At 69.2% G+C, this 16,776-nt stretch carries 11 protein-coding genes; 7 read left to right on the top strand and 4 right to left on the bottom strand.

Translation table 11 applies throughout. The features are described 5' to 3' along the window. Positions 1-170: 170 nt before the first annotated feature. Positions 171-2,270, bottom strand: coding sequence for a UvrD-helicase domain-containing protein (locus tag AS97_RS29025; protein ID WP_210565928.1), 2,100 nt, complete (start codon positions 2,268-2,270; stop codon positions 171-173). A gap of 215 nt (positions 2,271-2,485) precedes the next feature. On the opposite strand from AS97_RS29025, the gene pglW reads away from it, so the two are divergent. From pglW to pglX, 5 genes are all read left to right on the top strand, one after another. Beyond that, a complete protein-coding gene (gene pglW / locus AS97_RS29020) occupies positions 2,486-6,931 on the top strand; it encodes a BREX system serine/threonine kinase PglW (RefSeq protein ID WP_210565927.1) in 4,446 nt (1,481 codons plus the stop codon). Positions 6,932-6,972: 41 nt separating this feature from the next. Beyond that, positions 6,973-7,485 (top strand): hypothetical protein, encoded by a 513-nt coding sequence (locus AS97_RS29015; protein WP_156107552.1) that lies wholly within the window; start codon positions 6,973-6,975, stop codon positions 7,483-7,485. Next, complete coding sequence (locus AS97_RS29010) at positions 7,482-8,879, top strand: AAA family ATPase (RefSeq protein WP_059145325.1); 1,398 nt, start codon at positions 7,482-7,484, stop codon at positions 8,877-8,879. Before AS97_RS29015 ends, AS97_RS29010 begins: the two co-directional genes overlap by 4 nt. Then, positions 8,876-10,363: a hypothetical protein gene (locus tag AS97_RS29005; RefSeq protein WP_210565926.1), complete on the top strand. Its 1,488-nt coding sequence runs from the start codon at positions 8,876-8,878 to the stop codon at positions 10,361-10,363. Before AS97_RS29010 ends, AS97_RS29005 begins: the two co-directional genes overlap by 4 nt. A gap of 96 nt (positions 10,364-10,459) precedes the next feature. After that, positions 10,460-14,296, top strand: coding sequence for a BREX-2 system adenine-specific DNA-methyltransferase PglX (pglX, locus tag AS97_RS29000; RefSeq protein WP_247204525.1), 3,837 nt, complete (start codon positions 10,460-10,462; stop codon positions 14,294-14,296). Positions 14,297-14,450: 154 nt separating this feature from the next. On the opposite strand, the gene AS97_RS28995 is transcribed toward pglX, so the two are convergent. From AS97_RS28995 to AS97_RS28985, 3 genes are read right to left on the bottom strand one after another with little or no spacing between them, the layout of a single operon-like run. Beyond that, on the bottom strand, positions 14,451-14,672 hold the full coding sequence (locus AS97_RS28995; RefSeq protein WP_349017607.1) for a hypothetical protein: 222 nt from the start codon (positions 14,670-14,672) through the stop codon (positions 14,451-14,453). Next, a complete protein-coding gene (locus AS97_RS28990; protein ID WP_210565924.1) occupies positions 14,669-14,986 on the bottom strand; it encodes a hypothetical protein in 318 nt (105 codons plus the stop codon). Before AS97_RS28990 ends, AS97_RS28995 begins: the two co-directional genes overlap by 4 nt. After that, complete coding sequence (locus tag AS97_RS28985) at positions 14,983-15,207, bottom strand: hypothetical protein (RefSeq protein ID WP_210565923.1); 225 nt, start codon at positions 15,205-15,207, stop codon at positions 14,983-14,985. The genes AS97_RS28990 and AS97_RS28985 overlap by 4 nt, the downstream gene beginning before the upstream one ends. Positions 15,208-15,520: 313 nt before the next feature. Between AS97_RS28985 and AS97_RS28980 the strand changes: the two genes are divergently transcribed. Together AS97_RS28980 and AS97_RS28975 are read left to right on the top strand one after the other, a co-directional pair. Beyond that, positions 15,521-16,276 (top strand): DUF5919 domain-containing protein, encoded by a 756-nt coding sequence (locus AS97_RS28980; protein WP_210565922.1) that lies wholly within the window; start codon positions 15,521-15,523, stop codon positions 16,274-16,276. Next, positions 16,269-16,736 carry an NUDIX domain-containing protein gene (locus AS97_RS28975; protein ID WP_210565921.1) on the top strand — a complete coding sequence of 156 codons (468 nt, stop codon included), beginning with the start codon at positions 16,269-16,271 and terminating at the stop codon, positions 16,734-16,736. The genes AS97_RS28980 and AS97_RS28975 overlap by 8 nt, the downstream gene beginning before the upstream one ends. Positions 16,737-16,776 lie beyond the last annotated feature (40 nt).

Here is a 16,776-nt window from a genome sequence, read left to right as displayed (position 1 = left end):
CACGTACCGGGAACGAGGAGTGGCGACGTCAACCATGGGAACTGCACGAATGGGGCAATCCACCGGCGTCGCCGCCCGGTGACGGCACCACTGCGGATGGAAGTCGCAGTGGCGTCGCGTCCCCCGACGGTGTCCGAGAGGATGAGCGAGCTGGGCCACAAGCCCTGCTGTTATCGCCCCGCCAGCGGTCGGTTCACGCTGCCCAGCCACAGCACGTCACGCGCTCGGGTCATGGCCACGAAGAGCTGGCTGCGAGACAGCTCGTCGCGTTCGCGCCCCGTTTCGGAGACTTCCGCGTCGGGTGTACGCGAGCCGTTCGGCAAGGTTGCGTCGTGCTCTGGGAGGTAAACGCGCTTGAACTCAAGCCCCTTGGCCCGGCGATAGCTGCCGAGCTTGACGGCGTCGACAGGCCGGCCGTCGTAGTGTTCCAGTGGGCATATCGGGATGCCCGCCCGTTCGAGGAGCCGCTGGTAGCGGCCAATGGCGCGCATGGAGGGGCAAAGCACCGCGGTGTCGGCGCGGGCTCCGGGTGGCAGGCTGTGCAGGGCCTCCAGAAGAGCTTGGTCGTGCTCGGCCGGTGTCGGTTTCGCAACACGGATCACGTGGCCGTCGTGGTACGTGAGGTCGACGTCTCGGCGGCCCGGTGTGCGCAGGCCGTCAATGTCCTCGAAAGAGTCCTCAGCGACGACAGCAAGCGCCGCGTCGAGGATCTCCTTGCTGTTGCGGTAGTTGGTGTGCAGCACTTGTCCCCGGTCGCCGCGGATATCGATGCCGGCGTCGGACAGGCGGAACCCTCCGGGGTAGACGGCTTGTTGACCGTCACCGACCAGCAACAGTCCGTTGGGACTGTCACCGACGAGAGCATGCAGAAGGCGCACTCCGACCAGAGTCAAGTCCTGGACCTCGTCCACGACCACAGCCGCGTAGCGGTGCTGCCCCATGCGGCGGAGGGCCTCCGCCAGGGCGAGGGAGAGGACATCGTTGAAGTCGTGCACGCCACGCTCGACACGAAGCGCCTCGTATGCCTCGTACAGAGCCCAGACGGCCTGCCGATGCGGGCGGCGCAGGCTGGCGCGACGGCGTCGGCGGGGCACCGTTGCATACTCCTCGAAGGAGGTGATGCCCCGCCCTTTTATGACGTGGTCGATCTCCTCCTTCCAGTAGCCCGGTGCCGGGTCGATCTCGGCCAGGCAGCTGTCGCGGCCGACGTTCTTCCAAGCGAGGCTGAAGGCGGTCTGGGCCCTTTCTCCATGCAACCGGACCGAGACGCCGCAGTCGCGCAGGAACTCCTGAGCCCAGGAGTGCAGGCTGCGGAAGTCGACCCTGTCCGCCACGGCGGGAGACATGGTCTTGAGAAAGGTGGCCTGCACCCGCGGGAGGTTGTTGGCGAACGTGACGTAAAGGATCCGGCCGGTGGTGCGCTGGGCGAGGTGGGCCGCGCGGTGCAGAGCGACGACGGTCTTGCCCGTGCCCGCCGGGCCGCTGATCCGCGCGGGGCCGGCCCAGTTCCGGCGTACCAGAGCTACCTGATCGGGGTGGAGGAAGGTCATCCACTGCTCGATCGGGGCCCGCAGTGCTTCTTCCAGAGCCGCCTCGCGCAGTCCGTCGAGGTCGAACAGGCCGTCGGACAGTTCTTCTTGGGGCTGTGCCTGCGGCGGAGGCGATATCGCCTGAGTCACGGAGGCTCGCTCGTACTCAGGGAAGGCCCGATCCAGGTGGTCGGCGATGACACGTACGGATTCCGGGCGCAATCGGTGGCGCTCCGAGAGCAGGGCCGGTCCGACCTCATGCTCCCCCAGCAGCCGAATCCTGCCCAGCTCAGCATCGACGCGGTGCCCTGCGAAAACCATGACGGGCTTGACCGCGACCGGGGACATACCCAAGGACGCCAACGCCGACTCGGCCACCTTCGTCACGGCAAGGAGCTTGGCCACATGCTCGTCGCGAGGCTCGCCGCTGACGCAGAGCCTCCCTTCCAAACACTCCGGTGCGGAGCGCCAGTTCTTCACATCGAGGACGAACGCCCCGCCGGGGCCGACCAACAACATGTCCACATTGGCCATCCGCGTCCCCGGCCACCTGCGATCCACCAGTAACCGCCACCCGCGCGCGGTCAGGACCAGCAGCTGGGCCGCGACCCTGCGTTCGCCCTCACTCGCGGCTTCCCATCGGCGTGCTTGCTGCCGGGCCGCCTGCCACTGTTCTCTCAGCAGCCGTTCCTGGTGTCGCGCCTCCTGCGCCCGCCGCGATGCCGATCCACCAGCCGCCATACAGCTCCCCCTCGTACGCAGAGTAGTGATCATAAAACGATCAGCGATGGCAGGACAGGGTGCACGGCTGACTTCGGCCATGCGCTGCGATCACCGGATACGCGGAGCGGCGGCTGAGGCTTTGCAGTCGGCGATCGAGCCAGCACACAGCCGCCAGAAGCGGCCTCCGGCTGCGCGCTTGACATCGCTAGGCTTGCCTCATTACTGCGCCACCCATGACCGGAGGACTCCACGTGACGCCGACCGCCGCCAAGCCCGGCCCCCCGGCGCGTCGCGAGCACTGGTTCCAGCCGCGCCGGTCCGGTTTCCGGTGGGAGCAGGAGGGGCTTGAGCACGTACGGCAGCTGATGCCGAACGCCGAGCCGTATCGGGCGTGGGCGACATTCCGGTTCACCGGTGTCACGGGCCGGGTCAACGAGTGTGATCTGCTGATCGCCGTGCCCGGCGGCGTCTACCTGCTGGAACTCAAGGGGCACCCCGGCCGGGTGGTGAACCACGGGGACACCTGGCAGTTCCACGGTGACCGGGTGCGGACCCTGCGCAACCCTCTGCACCTCACCGACCTCAAGGCCAAGGAGCTCAAGGCACAGCTGGAGCGTGCCGCGCACGCGGCGGGGGTCCCCGAGGCGAAGATTCCCTACATCAAGCCCGCGGTCTTCCTGCACGACACCGACCTGGTGAGCGAGCTGGACGAGTTCCAGCGCGCGTCGGTCTACGGGCGCGACGGCGGTACCAGCGGTCTGCCCGGCATCTGGGACGGTCTGCTCGGGCTGCCGCCGGAGCGGGAGAGCTGGCGGGTCACCCCGCAGGACAGCCAGCGGCTCGAAATGCTGATGAAGCGTATCGGGATCAGCCACTCCACCAGCCACCTGCGCTTCGGAGACGACTGGCGGCTCGCGCCGCGCGCGCTGGACGCGGGCCCCGGCTGGGAGGACCGGCTCGCCGTACGCGACGACGGCCTGGTCAAGGAGAGCGGCAGGGTCCGGATCTATCTGTCGGGCCAGGCAGCGTCGGCGGAGCAGCGCGGCCGGGTGGACCGGGCGGCCCGGCGCGAGTACCAGGTGCTCCAGGGCATCAACCACCGCGGCATCGTCCAGGCCGTCCAGATCCGCGAGCACCAGGGCGGCCCGGCGATCCTCTTCCGGCACCGGAAGTCGGACCTGCGGCTCGACGCGTACCTGGACGCGTACGGCGACCGGCTCACACCCGCCATGCGCCTGGACCTGGTGCGCCAACTCGCCGAGGCCGTCCGCTACGCCCACAACCGATCGCTGTACCACCGGGCGCTGTCGGCGCGCTCGGTGTACGTGTCCGCGCGTGAGGACGACACGGAACCGGTGCTGCGGATCGCCGACTGGCAGACCGCCGCCAGGGACTTCGGCACCACCTCGCACCTCAGCCTCGGCCAGACACCGCTGGATTCCGGACTGGTGGCCGACATCGCCCAGGTGTACCTCGCCCCGGAGGCCGCCAGGGAGTTCGCCGACCCGGTGGACCTCGACGTCTTCGGCATGGGATCCGTCTCTTATCTGCTGCTCACCGGTAAGCCGCCCGCCGACGCGCGGGGTGTTCTGGTGGACCGGCTCGCCGCGGAGGGCGGGCTCCATCCGTCCGCGGCGTCCGACAGCGTCTCCGCGGCGCTGGACGACCTGGTCTTCCGGGCCACTGCCTCCGACGTGCAGAACAGGCTGTCGTCCGCCGAAGAGTTCCTGCGACTGCTCGACGCCGCCGAGGCGGACGATGCCGCGGCCCGGCGCGGGGCCGTCAAGGTCGTGGACCCGCTCACGGCCAAGGCCGGCTGCCGCGTCGACGCCGAGTGGGAGGTCGTACGGGTCCTCGGCACCGGCGCGACCGCCCGCGCCCTGCTGGTGCGCCGCGTCGAGGACGGGGTACCGGACCCGTCGTCCCTTCGGGTGTTCAAGGTGGGGCTCGACCGGGAGAAGGACGGGCGGCTCCACGCGGAGGCGAAGGCGCTGCGCGAGGTGGGCGGCAACCGCGTCGTGAAGCTGTTCGCGCCCCCGCGTGAACTGGCCGGCCACACCCTTCTGGAGATCGAGTACGCGGGCGGGTTCCGGCCGGCGGACGACCGGGAGCCGGTCAGTCTCGGGTCTCGGCTGCGCGGCGAGGGCCGGCTGGGATACGCCCAGCTGGAGCGGTTCGGCAACGATCTCTTCGAGGCCCTGGACAGCCTGGCCGCTCGTGGGGTGCGGCACCGAGACATCAAGCCGGACAATCTGGGGCTGTTCAAGCGCAGTGACGGCTCCTGGCAGCTGATGCTGTTCGACTTCTCCCTGGCCGAAGTCTCCGACCAGGACCTCCACGCGGGCACCCGGGGCTATCTCGACCCCTTCCTGGGCGGCAGCCGCCGCGCCCGCTACGACGACCACGCGGAGTGGTACGCGACGGCGGTCACGCTGCACGAAATGGCCTCGGGCGAACGGCCGGTGTGGGGCGATGGCCAGTGCGATCCGCTGACCGTCCCCCAGGCGGAGCTCTACGTGCCCCGCGAACTGTTCGAGCCCGCGCTGGCGGACGGGCTGACCGAGTTCTTCGCCAAGGCCCTGCATCGTGATGTCGAGCAGCGCTTCGACAGCCTCCGCCAGATGCAGGAGGCCTGGCGCCAGGTCTTCCGCCGGGCGGATTCAGCGCCCCCGCCTACCACCCCCGCGACGGTCGACACGCAGGCGGCGGACATCGAGGACGCCCGTGAGCAGGCCGCCGCCGCCGCGGACCTGACGACCCCCCTGCACGCCGCGGGACTCTCGCCGCGGGCGGTGTCCGTGGCCGCCAGCCTCCATGCCGAGACGGTGGGCCAGCTCCTGGACGTCCCGCCGCACACGATCTCCCGCGCGCGAGGCGCGGGCAACGTCATCCGCAAGGAGCTCAACCGGCGCCACCGCCAGTGGACCCGGCAGCTCCGCGGGCGCGCCACGGCCCAGCAGCCCGTACGGGTGGCTGCCGACACGCCCGTCGAGACCACGGAGTCCATCGGAACCCTCGCGTCCCAGCTGGTCCCGGCCGAGGCCGGACCCGGCGCCCACCGCCGGTGCGACATCGTCCTGGCGACACTGGGCCTGTCGGACGTCGAGCAGTCCGGTGAACTGCCGCCGTGGCCCGACCAGTCGGTGATCGTCAGGGCCCTGGCCGTCAGCCAGTCGGAGGTCTCGGACAGTCTGAGCGCCGCGATCGAGCGGTGGGCGGCGCTTCCGTGGCTGGAGAAGGTGCGGGACGAGCTGGTGACCATACTGTCCGAGCAGGGCAGGGTCATGACGGCACAAGAACTCGCCACCGAACTGCGAGTACGCCACAGGCCGCTCGATGAGGGCGGTGCGGAGGGCCGGTCCGGGCTTCAGACGCAGGCCCTGGCCGTGCTGCGGGCGGCCACCGAAGTCGAGGCCCGCCGCGACGCCGCCGCCGCCGCGGGAAACGGCGACGAGGACGGCGCCTCCCGCTTCACCTTGCTGCGGCGCGCCAGCACGGTGCTGCTGGCCTTGGTGGATCTACCGGGCAGCGACGATCCGACGCCCGTGGAGCTCGCCGAGTACGCGACCCTCCTCGGCCGGGCCGCCGAGGAGGTGACGGCCCGCGATCCGCTGCCCGGCGGGGGCACCGTCCTGCGGGAGCTGCGCGCGGTGCCCGCCCCGGAGGACACGGCCCCACTGGCCGACACCCGCCTGTTGACGTTGGCCGCCGCGATGGCGGACGGAGTCGGCGTCACGCCGCGTTTCGAGCTGTTCCCGCTGAACCTCGGCCTCGACCGGGCGCTGCGGATCTCGCAGGCCGCGGCCGGGGTGCGTCCCGGTATCGGGATCGGTGCCGAGGAACTGCTGAGCCGGGTCAGGTCCCGCTTCCCCGGCCTTGCCACGCTGGCGGGCGTCACCTACGTGGAGTGGGAGGAAGCCCTGACCGCGGCGCACTTCCCGCTGGAGTACGACCGGGACAGGCGACGCTTCTACCCGCCCGCGCGGGACGCCGAGCAGAGCCGCCCGGCCCACACCGGCTCGGTGCTGACAAGCACCGGCGCGCTGTACGAGGCCGCGCAGGGCCAGCTGGCTGAGGGCCGCGACCCGCGCCGGGTGATGGAGGTACGGCTTCAGGAGGCGGCGCGCCGGGGCGGGTTTCTCGCCTTGACCGTGCGAGCCGCCCAACTGCCCGGCACGGCCGAGCGCCTCGCCGCCCGGTTCGATGTGCTACCGGTCGATGTGGACGAGTTGTTCCTGGCTGCCCTGCGTGCCCTGGCCGAGGAGCAGCAGGTCAGGTGGGGGGCCCTGCTCAAGGCGGACGCCAAGTACACCACCACTGGCCGCATCGGGCCCGCGCTGGCGTCCTACACCCGGCTTGCCGCCGAGCACGTCACCGCCCGTTGCACGACGCTCGCCGAGCAGACAGGCCCGCGGAGGGTTCTCCTCGCCCACCGTGCCTCCCTGGTAGCCCGGTACTGGGAGGCGGGCGGCCGCGAGTTGCTGGTGTCCCTCCAGGAGGCGGCACGCCGCCCGGCCGCCGTACCGCACGGTCTGTGGCTGCTGGTTCCCATGGACGACCCGCAGGCCACCCCGGCGCTGGACGGCCGCACGGTGGACGTGGTGGACCGGGTGAGCGAGTGGGTGGTCCTGGAGGGGCTGTTCATGAAGGAGCTGGAGGAGCTCCTGGAAGCGCGCTGACGGCTGACGCGGGATCAGCCGAAGACCCTATGATCGGGGTCGTGGGGGACGACGAGGAAAGCAAGAAGGCGAAGACGGACTACGCCTGCGCGGGGGAACGGCATTACGAGGACGCCGCCTATCTCCACGGCGACGGACGGCTGTTGAACGCGGACCATCTGTTCGGGCTCGCGGTCGAGTGCCTGATGAAGGGGCTCCTGCTGCGGTTCGCCGGGCCGCACCACCAGGTGTCCATGCGGAACAGCGGGGGCTCCGACGACGACCGGCTCTGGTGGGACGACCCCGACGCCAAGAACCAGAACAAGAAGCGGAAGGCTCTGGGGCATATCAACGAGATGCGCAAGGCCCTCCCCCTGCTGCTCGACGGACGTCCCGGTCTCTCTCTCACCGAAGCCCTGACGAGGGTCTCGGCGGACTTCGAGAAGTGGATCGTCAACGACCGCTACACCGACGGAACCCACCTCGACCGGGCGCTCCTGTCCCGCCGTCAGGAGGCGGCGACACTCGCCCACGAGCTGCATCTGCACGTCCAATTCACCGGAAAGCTGCCATGACCCTCCACGACGCACCGGTCCGCTTCGACGAGGCGCGCCCGGCCGCCGTCGCCCTCGCCCGCGAGGTCGCCGCGGCAGGCTTCGACGTCCTCCTCATCAGGGATGTACTCGGCAGGTTCTCCCTGGTGGTGGACGACGGCGAGCGGGACGACGGGGCGAGCGCCGGACAGGCCGAACGCTGGCGGGAGTCGTTCACCCGCCGGCTGGGCCGCTACAGCGGCGACCGTCCGCTCGTGCTGACCTCGGTCACCCGTCTGCCGAAGACCCTGACGGCCTCACCCCGCACCCTGGAGGTGGTGGCGGCCACCGGCACGGCGGGCGCGGTCCGGCTCCTCGACAACACCGTCGTCGGCGAGGAATGGTCCCATGTCACCACTCCCCCCGCCGCCGAGAACGGCGGGGCGTCCCGCCCCCGTCGTACGGCCCTGTACGGGTTCAAGGGCGGCGTGGGCCGCACGACGGCGGCCGCGGTTCTCGCCCGTCGGCTCGCCGACGAGGGGCTGATCGTGCTGGTCCTGGACCTCGACCTGGAGTCGCCCGGTGTGGGCCCGCTCCTGCTCGGGGACGGCACTCTGTGCACCCACGGTGTCGTGGACCACCTGGTGGAGTCGGCGCTCGGCAACGCGGACGGCCTGGAGATCGTGGTCCGCTCCGGCTACACGCCGCGCAACCGGGGCGAGCTGTGGATCGCGCCGGCGCGCGGCGCGGGCACCGAGGGCGTTCCCAACGCGTACGTAGACAAGCTGAACCGGGTGTACGCCGACACGGAGGGCGCTCGTTTCTCCGACCGCCTGGCCGCCACGGTCCGTGCCTGCGAGGAGGCGGTGGAACGGAGCGACAGCGGCCGTCTGCCCGATGTGGTGCTGCTCGACAGCCGGGCGGGCATCCACGACGTGGCGGCCGTGACCATCTCCCATCTGTGCGACTACGCGCTGCTGTTCGGCGCGGACAACGACCAGACGTGGTCGGGCTACCGTGACCTGTTCGAGGCGTGGGCGGCGTCCGGGCAGGCCCCGGCGATCCGGCAGAAGCTGCGCATGGTGGCGTCGATGGTCCCGGACTCGGTGCACTACTCGAAGGACACCCACCTCTGGTCCTTCCGCCAGAACGCCCATATGACGTTCAGCATCCTCTACGACTCGCTCGCGCCGGACGAGGTCGCCGGCGCCACGGAGGGCTCCTGGGACCTGGACGACGACGACGCGCCCCACTCCCCGATCCCGATCCTGTTCGAGCCGGGTCTGGTCGGGATGAACGTGCCCCGCTCCCCGGACTGGCAGGAGCGTGCCTTCGTCGAGGCCGCGTACCGTGACTTCCTAGACACGGCCGTCCCGCTGATCCTGGCGGGCCCGGCCGAGGATTCCGGCACCGAGTCCGAGGACGACCGCCCATGACCGAGCCGCTGACCTCCGACGAGTACCGCGACCTGCTGTCGCGCGCGCTGGAGGGCACCGTGGACGCGGACACCCGGCCCCCCGAGCCGCACACCCTGTACATGCCGGACGCGCACCGCGCCGCGCTGTACGTGGACAGCACCGTGGTCCAGGGCGACCGGGGTGTCGGCAAGACATTCTGGGCGCGCTCCCTGCTCGACGCCGACCTGCGCGCGGCGGCGGCCCGCGAATACCGCATCAACCGGCTGAACCGCCTGCGCGTCACACCCGGCTACGGCATGGACATCGTGCCGCACTACCCGGGCCCGCTCGCCCTGCCCGCCCTGCTCACCGGCGGCGCGCTCCCGGAGGAGATCTGGCAGGCCGTCCTGCTCACCGCCCTGGCACAGCCCGAACTGCGGGCGACGGAGGACTGGGCCGAGCGCGTCGCCTGGGTGCGCGCCAACGCCGGACCGGCCGAGACCACCCTCGCGCGGGCGGACGCGGAGGCCGCCGCCGAGGACACCGTGCACCTGCTGGTCTTCGACGGCCTGGAACACCTGCACAGCGACTGGAACACCCGCAACCGTATGATCGCCGAGCTGCTCCGCCTGGCGATGCGGATGCGGTTCGGCACCCGCAACATCCGCCTGAAGGTGTTCCTGCGCCCCGACATGTTCGACGCGGCCAAGCAGCTCTTCCCCGACGCGTCGAAGCTGTCCGGGAACGCGGCCCACCTGGAATGGACCCGCGCCGACCTGTACGGGCTCCTCTTCCACCACCTGAGCAACGAGGACGACGAGGCGGCCGAGCGGTTCCGCCGCTTCACCGGCGGCTGGCAGCTCGCCGAGGCCGGCACAGCGGTGCGGTACGCGGCCCCGCCCGGCCTGCGCAACGACGAGAAGGCCCAGCAGCAGCTGTTCGAGCGCATCGCCGACCCGTTCATGGGCACGAACGTCCGCCGGGGCCGCCCCTACGCTTGGCTGCCCAACCACCTGATGGACAGCAACGGCCGGATCAGTCCGCGCAGCTTCCTCAAGGCCCTCGACGTGGCCGCCGAGACGACGCGCGCCTCCTACCCCTCGCACGGCCGCGCGCTGCACCACGACGCCATCCGGAGCGGGGTCCGCGAGGCGTCCGCGGTGCGTGTGGTCCAGATCTGCGAGGACGTTCCGTGGGTCGAGCGGGCCATAAAGCCGCTCGCGGGCTGCCAGGTCCCCCTCGCCCAGGGAAAGATCATCAACATCTGGAAGAACCGCAACCTCCCGAAGCTGCTGCGGGAGGACACGGCCCGCTACGCCCAGGCCGACCGCCCCGAACTGGTCCGCACCGGCCCTCGCCACCCCGACGACCTGCCGCGTCTGGTCCAGGAGCTGATCGACCTCGGCGTACTGCGCCGCCGCGACCGCACCGTCGACGAGTACTCCCTCCTCGACCTGCCCGACATCTACCGCCTCGCCTTCGGCCTGGGCCGCCTCGGCGGGATTCCGCTCGCCAAGCGGTAAGTCCTGGTGGGCCCGCCGTACCATCCGGGCTGGCAGGATGGACGGACCGGCGCGAGAGCAACACGCCGCAGATCCCGAAGCGAAGGAATGACCCCGGTGCCCTCCCAGGATGCCCGTACGACCGCGGAAGCGACGGACACGCCGGTCGCCGCGTCACTGGACCACGACGCGCTGCTCAAGGACCTCCAGAAGCAGGTCGCGGCCCTCGAGGCGGACCTGCGTGAGCGCGCCCACGGCGACAGCGAGCAGACCGCGGCCCTGAAGGCCGAGTACGAGCGGGCCCTCCTGTCCGACCGCACCTCCGTCATGTACGAGTCGTGGCTGGAGGAGCGGGTGGTGCAGATCGCCGCTGCCTGGGTCCTCGCCTGCGTCTTCGTCCGCTTCTGCGAGGACAACGGCCTCGTCCCGGACGCCCGCCTCTCGGGACCTGGCGAACGGCTCGCCGAGGCGCAGGACAACCACGACGCGTTCTTCCGCGAGCGCCCCGAGCTCAACGACCGCGACTGGCTCAAGGAGTCCTTCCGCGAGCTCAGCCGCGAGCACGAGATCGCCGAGGGCCTCTTCGATCCCGCCCACAACCCGCTGTGGGAGCTCGACCCCTCCTACAGCGCCGCGTCCCGCCTGCTCTCCTTCTGGCGCGAGCGCGGCCCCGACGGCCGCATCCGCCACGACTTCACCGACCCGGCCCTGAACACCCGCTTCCTCGGCGACCTCTACCAGCACCTGTCCGAGCACGCCCGCAAGACGTACGCGCTGCTCCAGACCCCCGAGTTCGTCGAGGAGTTCATCCTCGACCTCACCCTGGACCCGGCCCTGGAGGAGTTCGACCTGAACCCGGCGTGGAAGCACGTTCCCGAGGGCTGGCGGGGCGAGACGTCCGAAGAGATCGACGAGAACGGCGACCTCACCACCGTCGTCCGCGGCCTGCGCTGCATCGACCCCGCCTGCGGCTCCGGCCACTTCCTCCTCGGCCTCTTCCGCCGGGTCCTCGCCGCCTGGCGCGAGGCCGAGCCCGGCACGGAGAACTGGACGCTGGTGCGCCGCGCCCTGGAGTCCGTCCACGGCGCCGACAAAAACCCCTTCGCCGTCTCCATCGCCCGCTTCCGCCTGCTGGTCGACATGCTCAAGGAGTGCGGGGTCGGCCGTCTCTCCGCGGCTCCGTCGATGCCGATCCGTATCGCCGTCGCCGACTCCCTGCTGCACGGGCGGGAGGCGGGGCGCGAGACCGACCCGACGTTCGACGACGTCGATCGGGGCGAGACGTTCACGTACCGCACGGAGGATGTGGCGCAGTACGTGAAGGAGGCCGACCTGCTGGGGCGCGGCTCGTATCACGTGGTCGTGGCGAACCCGCCGTACATCACGGTCAAGGACAAGGCGGAGAACGAGAACTACCGCAAGATTTATTGGGCGTGCTCCGGGAAGTACGCGCTGTCCGTTCCGTTCGCCCAGCGGATCTTCGAACTGGCGGTCCGGGCGAGCGGTGACCAGCGGAACGGGGGCTTCACCGGGCAGATCACGGCGAACTCCTTCATGAAGCGGGAGTTCGGGGCGACGCTGATCGAGTCGTTCTTCCACGGAAGCCGCTACAAGGACCCGCAGACGCGACGCTGGCGGGACTCTCCGGGCGTGGAGCTGACCCATGTGCTGGACACGTCGGGGGCGTTCATCCCGGGGCACGGTACGCCGACGGTGATTCTGGTGGGGCGCAATCAGGGGCCGCGGCAGTCGCTGCCGATTCGGGCGGTGCTGGGGGTTCGGGGGGAGCCGAGCCAGCCGAAGGACCCGGCGCGGGGGCAGGTGTGGCAGGCGATCGTCTCGCAGTGGCGGAAGCCGGGGGCGGGGTCTGAGGAGTGGGTGAGCGTTGAGGATGTGGAGCGGCAGCGGTTTGCTGGGCATCCTTGGTCGCTGAGTGGCGGTGGGGCGGGCCCGCTCATGGAGGCGATCGAAGCTGCGGCAGTGAAAAAGCTGGGCGACATCGCCACATCGATCGGTATCAATTCTGTCACCGGGGAGGACGACCTCTACCTCATGCCGCGCAACGGCGCGGCTGCGCGACTCGGTGTCGCCGCGACGCACCAGATGGTCACCGGCGACGTCATCCGCGACTTCACGCTCAGTCCGGAGTTCGATGCTCTGTGGGTGTACGACGAAACATTCAAAACACTGCCCTGGGAAGCAATCGGTACCTCGCAGCGTCTGCTGGAGCCCTACCGAACCGCCATTTCTTCACGCAAGCGTTTCGGCGTTCCCATGCTGGAACGTGGCATGGCTTGGTACGAGTGGCAGGAGTTGTACCCGAGCAAGCTGCGGACGCCGTTGTCGATCACGTACGGCGAGGTCGGGACGCACAACCACTTTGTATTGGACCGGGGCGGGAAGGTGTTCAAGCAGACCGCGCCGGTGATCAAGCTGCCCGAGACCGCGAGCGAGGAGCAGCACCTTGAGTTGCTCGGGATGCTGAACTCGTCGACTGGCGGCTTCTGGATGAAGCAGGTCGCCCAGCAGAAGGGGGGCGCGGACAACAACAGCGGCGGCGGCAACCGGTGGGCCTTCGAGGCATGGGAACGCTTCTACCAGTTCAACTCCACCAGACTCCAGCAGTTCCCCGTCCCCAGGGAGCTCCCCCTCCCCCTCGCCCGCCAACTCGACGCCCTCGCCCAAGAGTTGGCCGTCCACGAGCCATCCGCTTCCACCGCCTCCTCCGCCACACCCCCCACCCGCGAAGCCCTCGACGCCGCTGAAGCCGAGCAGAAGCGGATCCGCGCCCGCATGATCCTGCTCCAGGAGGAGCTGGACTGGATCGTGTACGGGCTGTACGGGCTGCTCACGCCTGCCGAGGTCGCACGAACCACCCTCCCCGGTGATCCGGCCGACCTCACCGACGCCGACGTACCGCAACTCAGACTCGGCCAGCGTGCGTTCGAGATCGCGCTTGCCCGCAGCGGCGCCGACACCGCGTGGTTCGAGCGCCACGGTTCCACCCCGGTCACCGAGATCCCTCCCTCACCCGAGTGGCCCGAGTCCTACCGTCGAATCGTTCAGGCACGGCTCGATCTCATCGCCGACAACAAGGACATCCGCCTGATCGAGCGGCCCGAGTTCAAGCGCCGTTGGTCCACCAAACCCTGGAAGGACAGGGAGGCCGCCGCCCTGCGGTCATGGCTGCTGGACGCCATGGAGCGCGAGGAGTTGTGGTTCGAGGAGCGCGACGGGATCGACTCCCCGTGCCCGCTCACGATCTTCCAGCTCGCCGACGCCCTCCGTCACGACAGCGACGTGCAGGACATCGCCGCGCTCTACGCCGACCGTCACCTCGGCAAGCGAGACGTCCCGCTGTCCACCGTCCTGGCCGCCGTCATCGAGCCCGAGCACGTCCCGTACCTCGCCGCCCTCCGCTACAAGGAGTCCGGCCTGCGCAAGCGCGCCCAGTGGGAGCAGGTCTGGGAGGAGCAGCGCGAGGAGGACAAGGACGGCAAGCGGCGTGACATCAAGGTCCCGCCGAAGTACACGTCCGCCGACTTCCTCAAGCACAGCTACTGGTCGAACCGGGGCAAGCTCGACGTCCCCAAGGAACGGTTCGTCTCCTACCCCGGCGCCTCCCCCGACAATGACCCCTCCCTCCTCATCGGCTGGGCGGGCTGGAACCACCGCCACCAGGCCGAGGCTGTCGTCAACCTCCTCAACGACCGCCTGAACGTCGACGGCTGGCGCAAGGAGGACCCCCGCTTCCTTCCGCTCCTCGCCGGGCTCGCGGAGGTCATGCCATGGGTGAAGCAGTGGTACGACGAGTACGACGACGAGTGGGAGGGCAACCCCGCCGAGGACTTCAACAGCGCCCTCGTCGCCGGCATGTACGGCCGCCAACTGTCCCTGGACGACCTCACCGCCTGGCGCCCGGAGAAGAAGAAGCGGGGCCGGGCGGGCAAGTAGCTCCGGCCGACTCGGCACAGGTCCCGCCTCTGAGCCGTTGGAGTTCGGCGGTTGTTGAGGGTGGCCCCGGTCGTCTGCCACGAGGGAGCACGGCGACCGGGACCGGGGGACCGTCCGCCCGGCCCCACGGGCAGGCACGGGGCGGACGGCCGTCTCAGGTGCGCCGGAAGCGGCGGGCGTCGTTCTCGTCGCGGTGGCGGGGGCACTGGCACGGTGGCCACGCCTGACCCAGCGCGTAAGCGTCGGTACTGTCCTTGCCGACCAGAACGGCCACCACCGCACGGCGTGCGGTCACGATCCCGTCGCGAGCCATGGTGTAGACGCGGATCGTCATGCGGGGCGCTTCGCCTCCGCCCCGGCTCTTGTCGGCGATCACCGGGGCTCCCCCTCAACGGGGGCCAGGAGCTGAAGCACGGTCCGCAGACTGCGCTTGACCGCACCAAGGTGATAGGTCAGTTCTTCCGGCGTCGCGGTGGCCAAGCTCAGGGCTTCCGCAGCAGCGAGGCTCTGTCCGGCGACGATGACGACGGCCCGCTCAAGACCGTCGCGGGTGGGCTTTCCGGCCGCGATACATGCAGGGCACAGGCCCGAACGCGGGTCGGCGGGGTGACGGGGCCCGAAGGTGCCGGGGGTGGTGCACAGGGCACAGCCGGGGGCCGGGACGGTCGCGGCATGGCCGTTGGCCGTCACCGGATCACCACCATGCCGTGTGGGGCACAGATCAACTCCACCCGCGGAACGCTCTTCGGCCGCTGTTGCTTTTGCCGCTCATCGGCCACCAGGTAGGGACGCACCAGCGCGGGCAGCTCGCTGTCCAGCGGCAGGAGGGGGACGGTGTGCAGTTCGAGGGTTGGGGAGTCGTTGTACGGGCGCGGGGGCGCCGGTCGGTGGGTGATGCTCGAGGAGTCCACGGCCCCCGCCACGGGCCGGGAAGGCCCCGGGTACGGGGCGGGGAAACCTGGGACGGCACGGTGACGGCCGGACGGCCGTAAGGCCAGAACTGCCCTCACCCATACGAACAACCACCCGATAGGGTTGTTCATGTTCATCAGCTCCTTTACAGCTGGTGGGCCACGCCCCCGGACCCGGCCAGGTCGCGGGGGTCTTGCGCTACTTGCGCACCACACTTCCGCCTTTGGCGGTGCGTTCCTACCGCGTTAGGTGACCGTTAGACACGGAGTGCGCCTACCGTATGAAGCGTGCCTAACGTCCTAGGAGGTGGCCGTGAACGAAGTTCTGCGCCGAGCCATGCTTAGATCCCGAGTGACGGACCGTCAGTTAGCAGAAAGCTGCGGCGTTGACGTCAAGACCGTAGGTCGATGGATCACCGAGAGTGGGCGGGTACCTCGCGCCCGCCATCGGTGGGCCATCTGCGAAGCACTCGGAGTGGACGAGACGACGCTATGGCCAGCAGCCACAAAGAAGGCAATCAAGGTCGGCCCCGACCGTGAGGTTGTTTCCGTATATCCATATCGGTCCAGTTGCCCAGCTTCCTTGTGGCAATCACTGATCACAAAGGCCGAACAGGAGCTGACATTCGCGGGCTACACCAATTATTTCTTGTGGCTCGAACAACCCCGATTCGGCGCCACTCTGCGCCGCAAAGCATCCAACGGATGCCGGGTGCGCTTTCTGCTCGGCAACCCGAATAGCGACCTGACCAAGTCCCGAGAAAAGGACGAGGAGGCCACCCTTACACTTTCCACGCGCATCCAGGTAACACTCGCTGAATTGGAGAAAATCAAAATTCAGCCAGGAGTTGAAGCGAGGTACAGCAATGGGCATGCACACTTGTCCGTGTTTCGCTTCGACGATGACATGATTGTCACGCCTTTGCTGACTCACAGCGTTGGCCACGATGCACCCACGTTGCATCTGCGTCGGCAACAGGACGATGGCATATTCGACCGCTTTGCTTCGCACACTGAGGAACTATGGAAGCGGGGCGCCCCAGTCTGGGGAGAGGAGCGCAATGGGTAGGAGAGACTACGAGGACGACCCGAATGCCCCAGCAGCGAACAGCATGGTTCCCGCCGCCTCTGTAGTTGTCGTCGATGACTCGGGACGCATCCTGCTTCAGCGTCGGTGCGATAACAACATGTGGGCACTCCCCGGCGGCGTCATGGAAATTGGTGAATCATTGCCGGGATGCGCTATTCGGGAAACGCGCGAAGAGACGGGGATTGAAGTTGAAATTGTCGGCATTGTCGGTACCTACACAAACCCCGGTCACGTCTTCGCATACGATGACGGCGAAGTTCGGCAAGAGTTCTCCATTTGCTTCCTGGCCCGACCGGTCGGCGGTCAAATAGCCGTGTCCGAGGAATCTATAGATGTTCGCTGGTTCACTCCCGGAGAGATTTCCGCCCTCCAAATGGTGCCCAGCATTCGAAAGCGCGTGGATGACTGGCGAAACGGAAATATGCCTGCCATTCGGTAGTCAATGGTCCGGTGATCGCCCGCCAATTCCGTCGGCCCCT

The sequence above is a fragment of the Streptomyces sp. AgN23 genome, assembly GCF_001598115.1.
In the GTDB taxonomy this organism is placed as follows: domain Bacteria; phylum Actinomycetota; class Actinomycetes; order Streptomycetales; family Streptomycetaceae; genus Streptomyces; species Streptomyces antimycoticus.
Note: the sequence above shows the minus strand (reverse complement) of the source record. Positions and strands in the feature narration are given on the sequence as shown.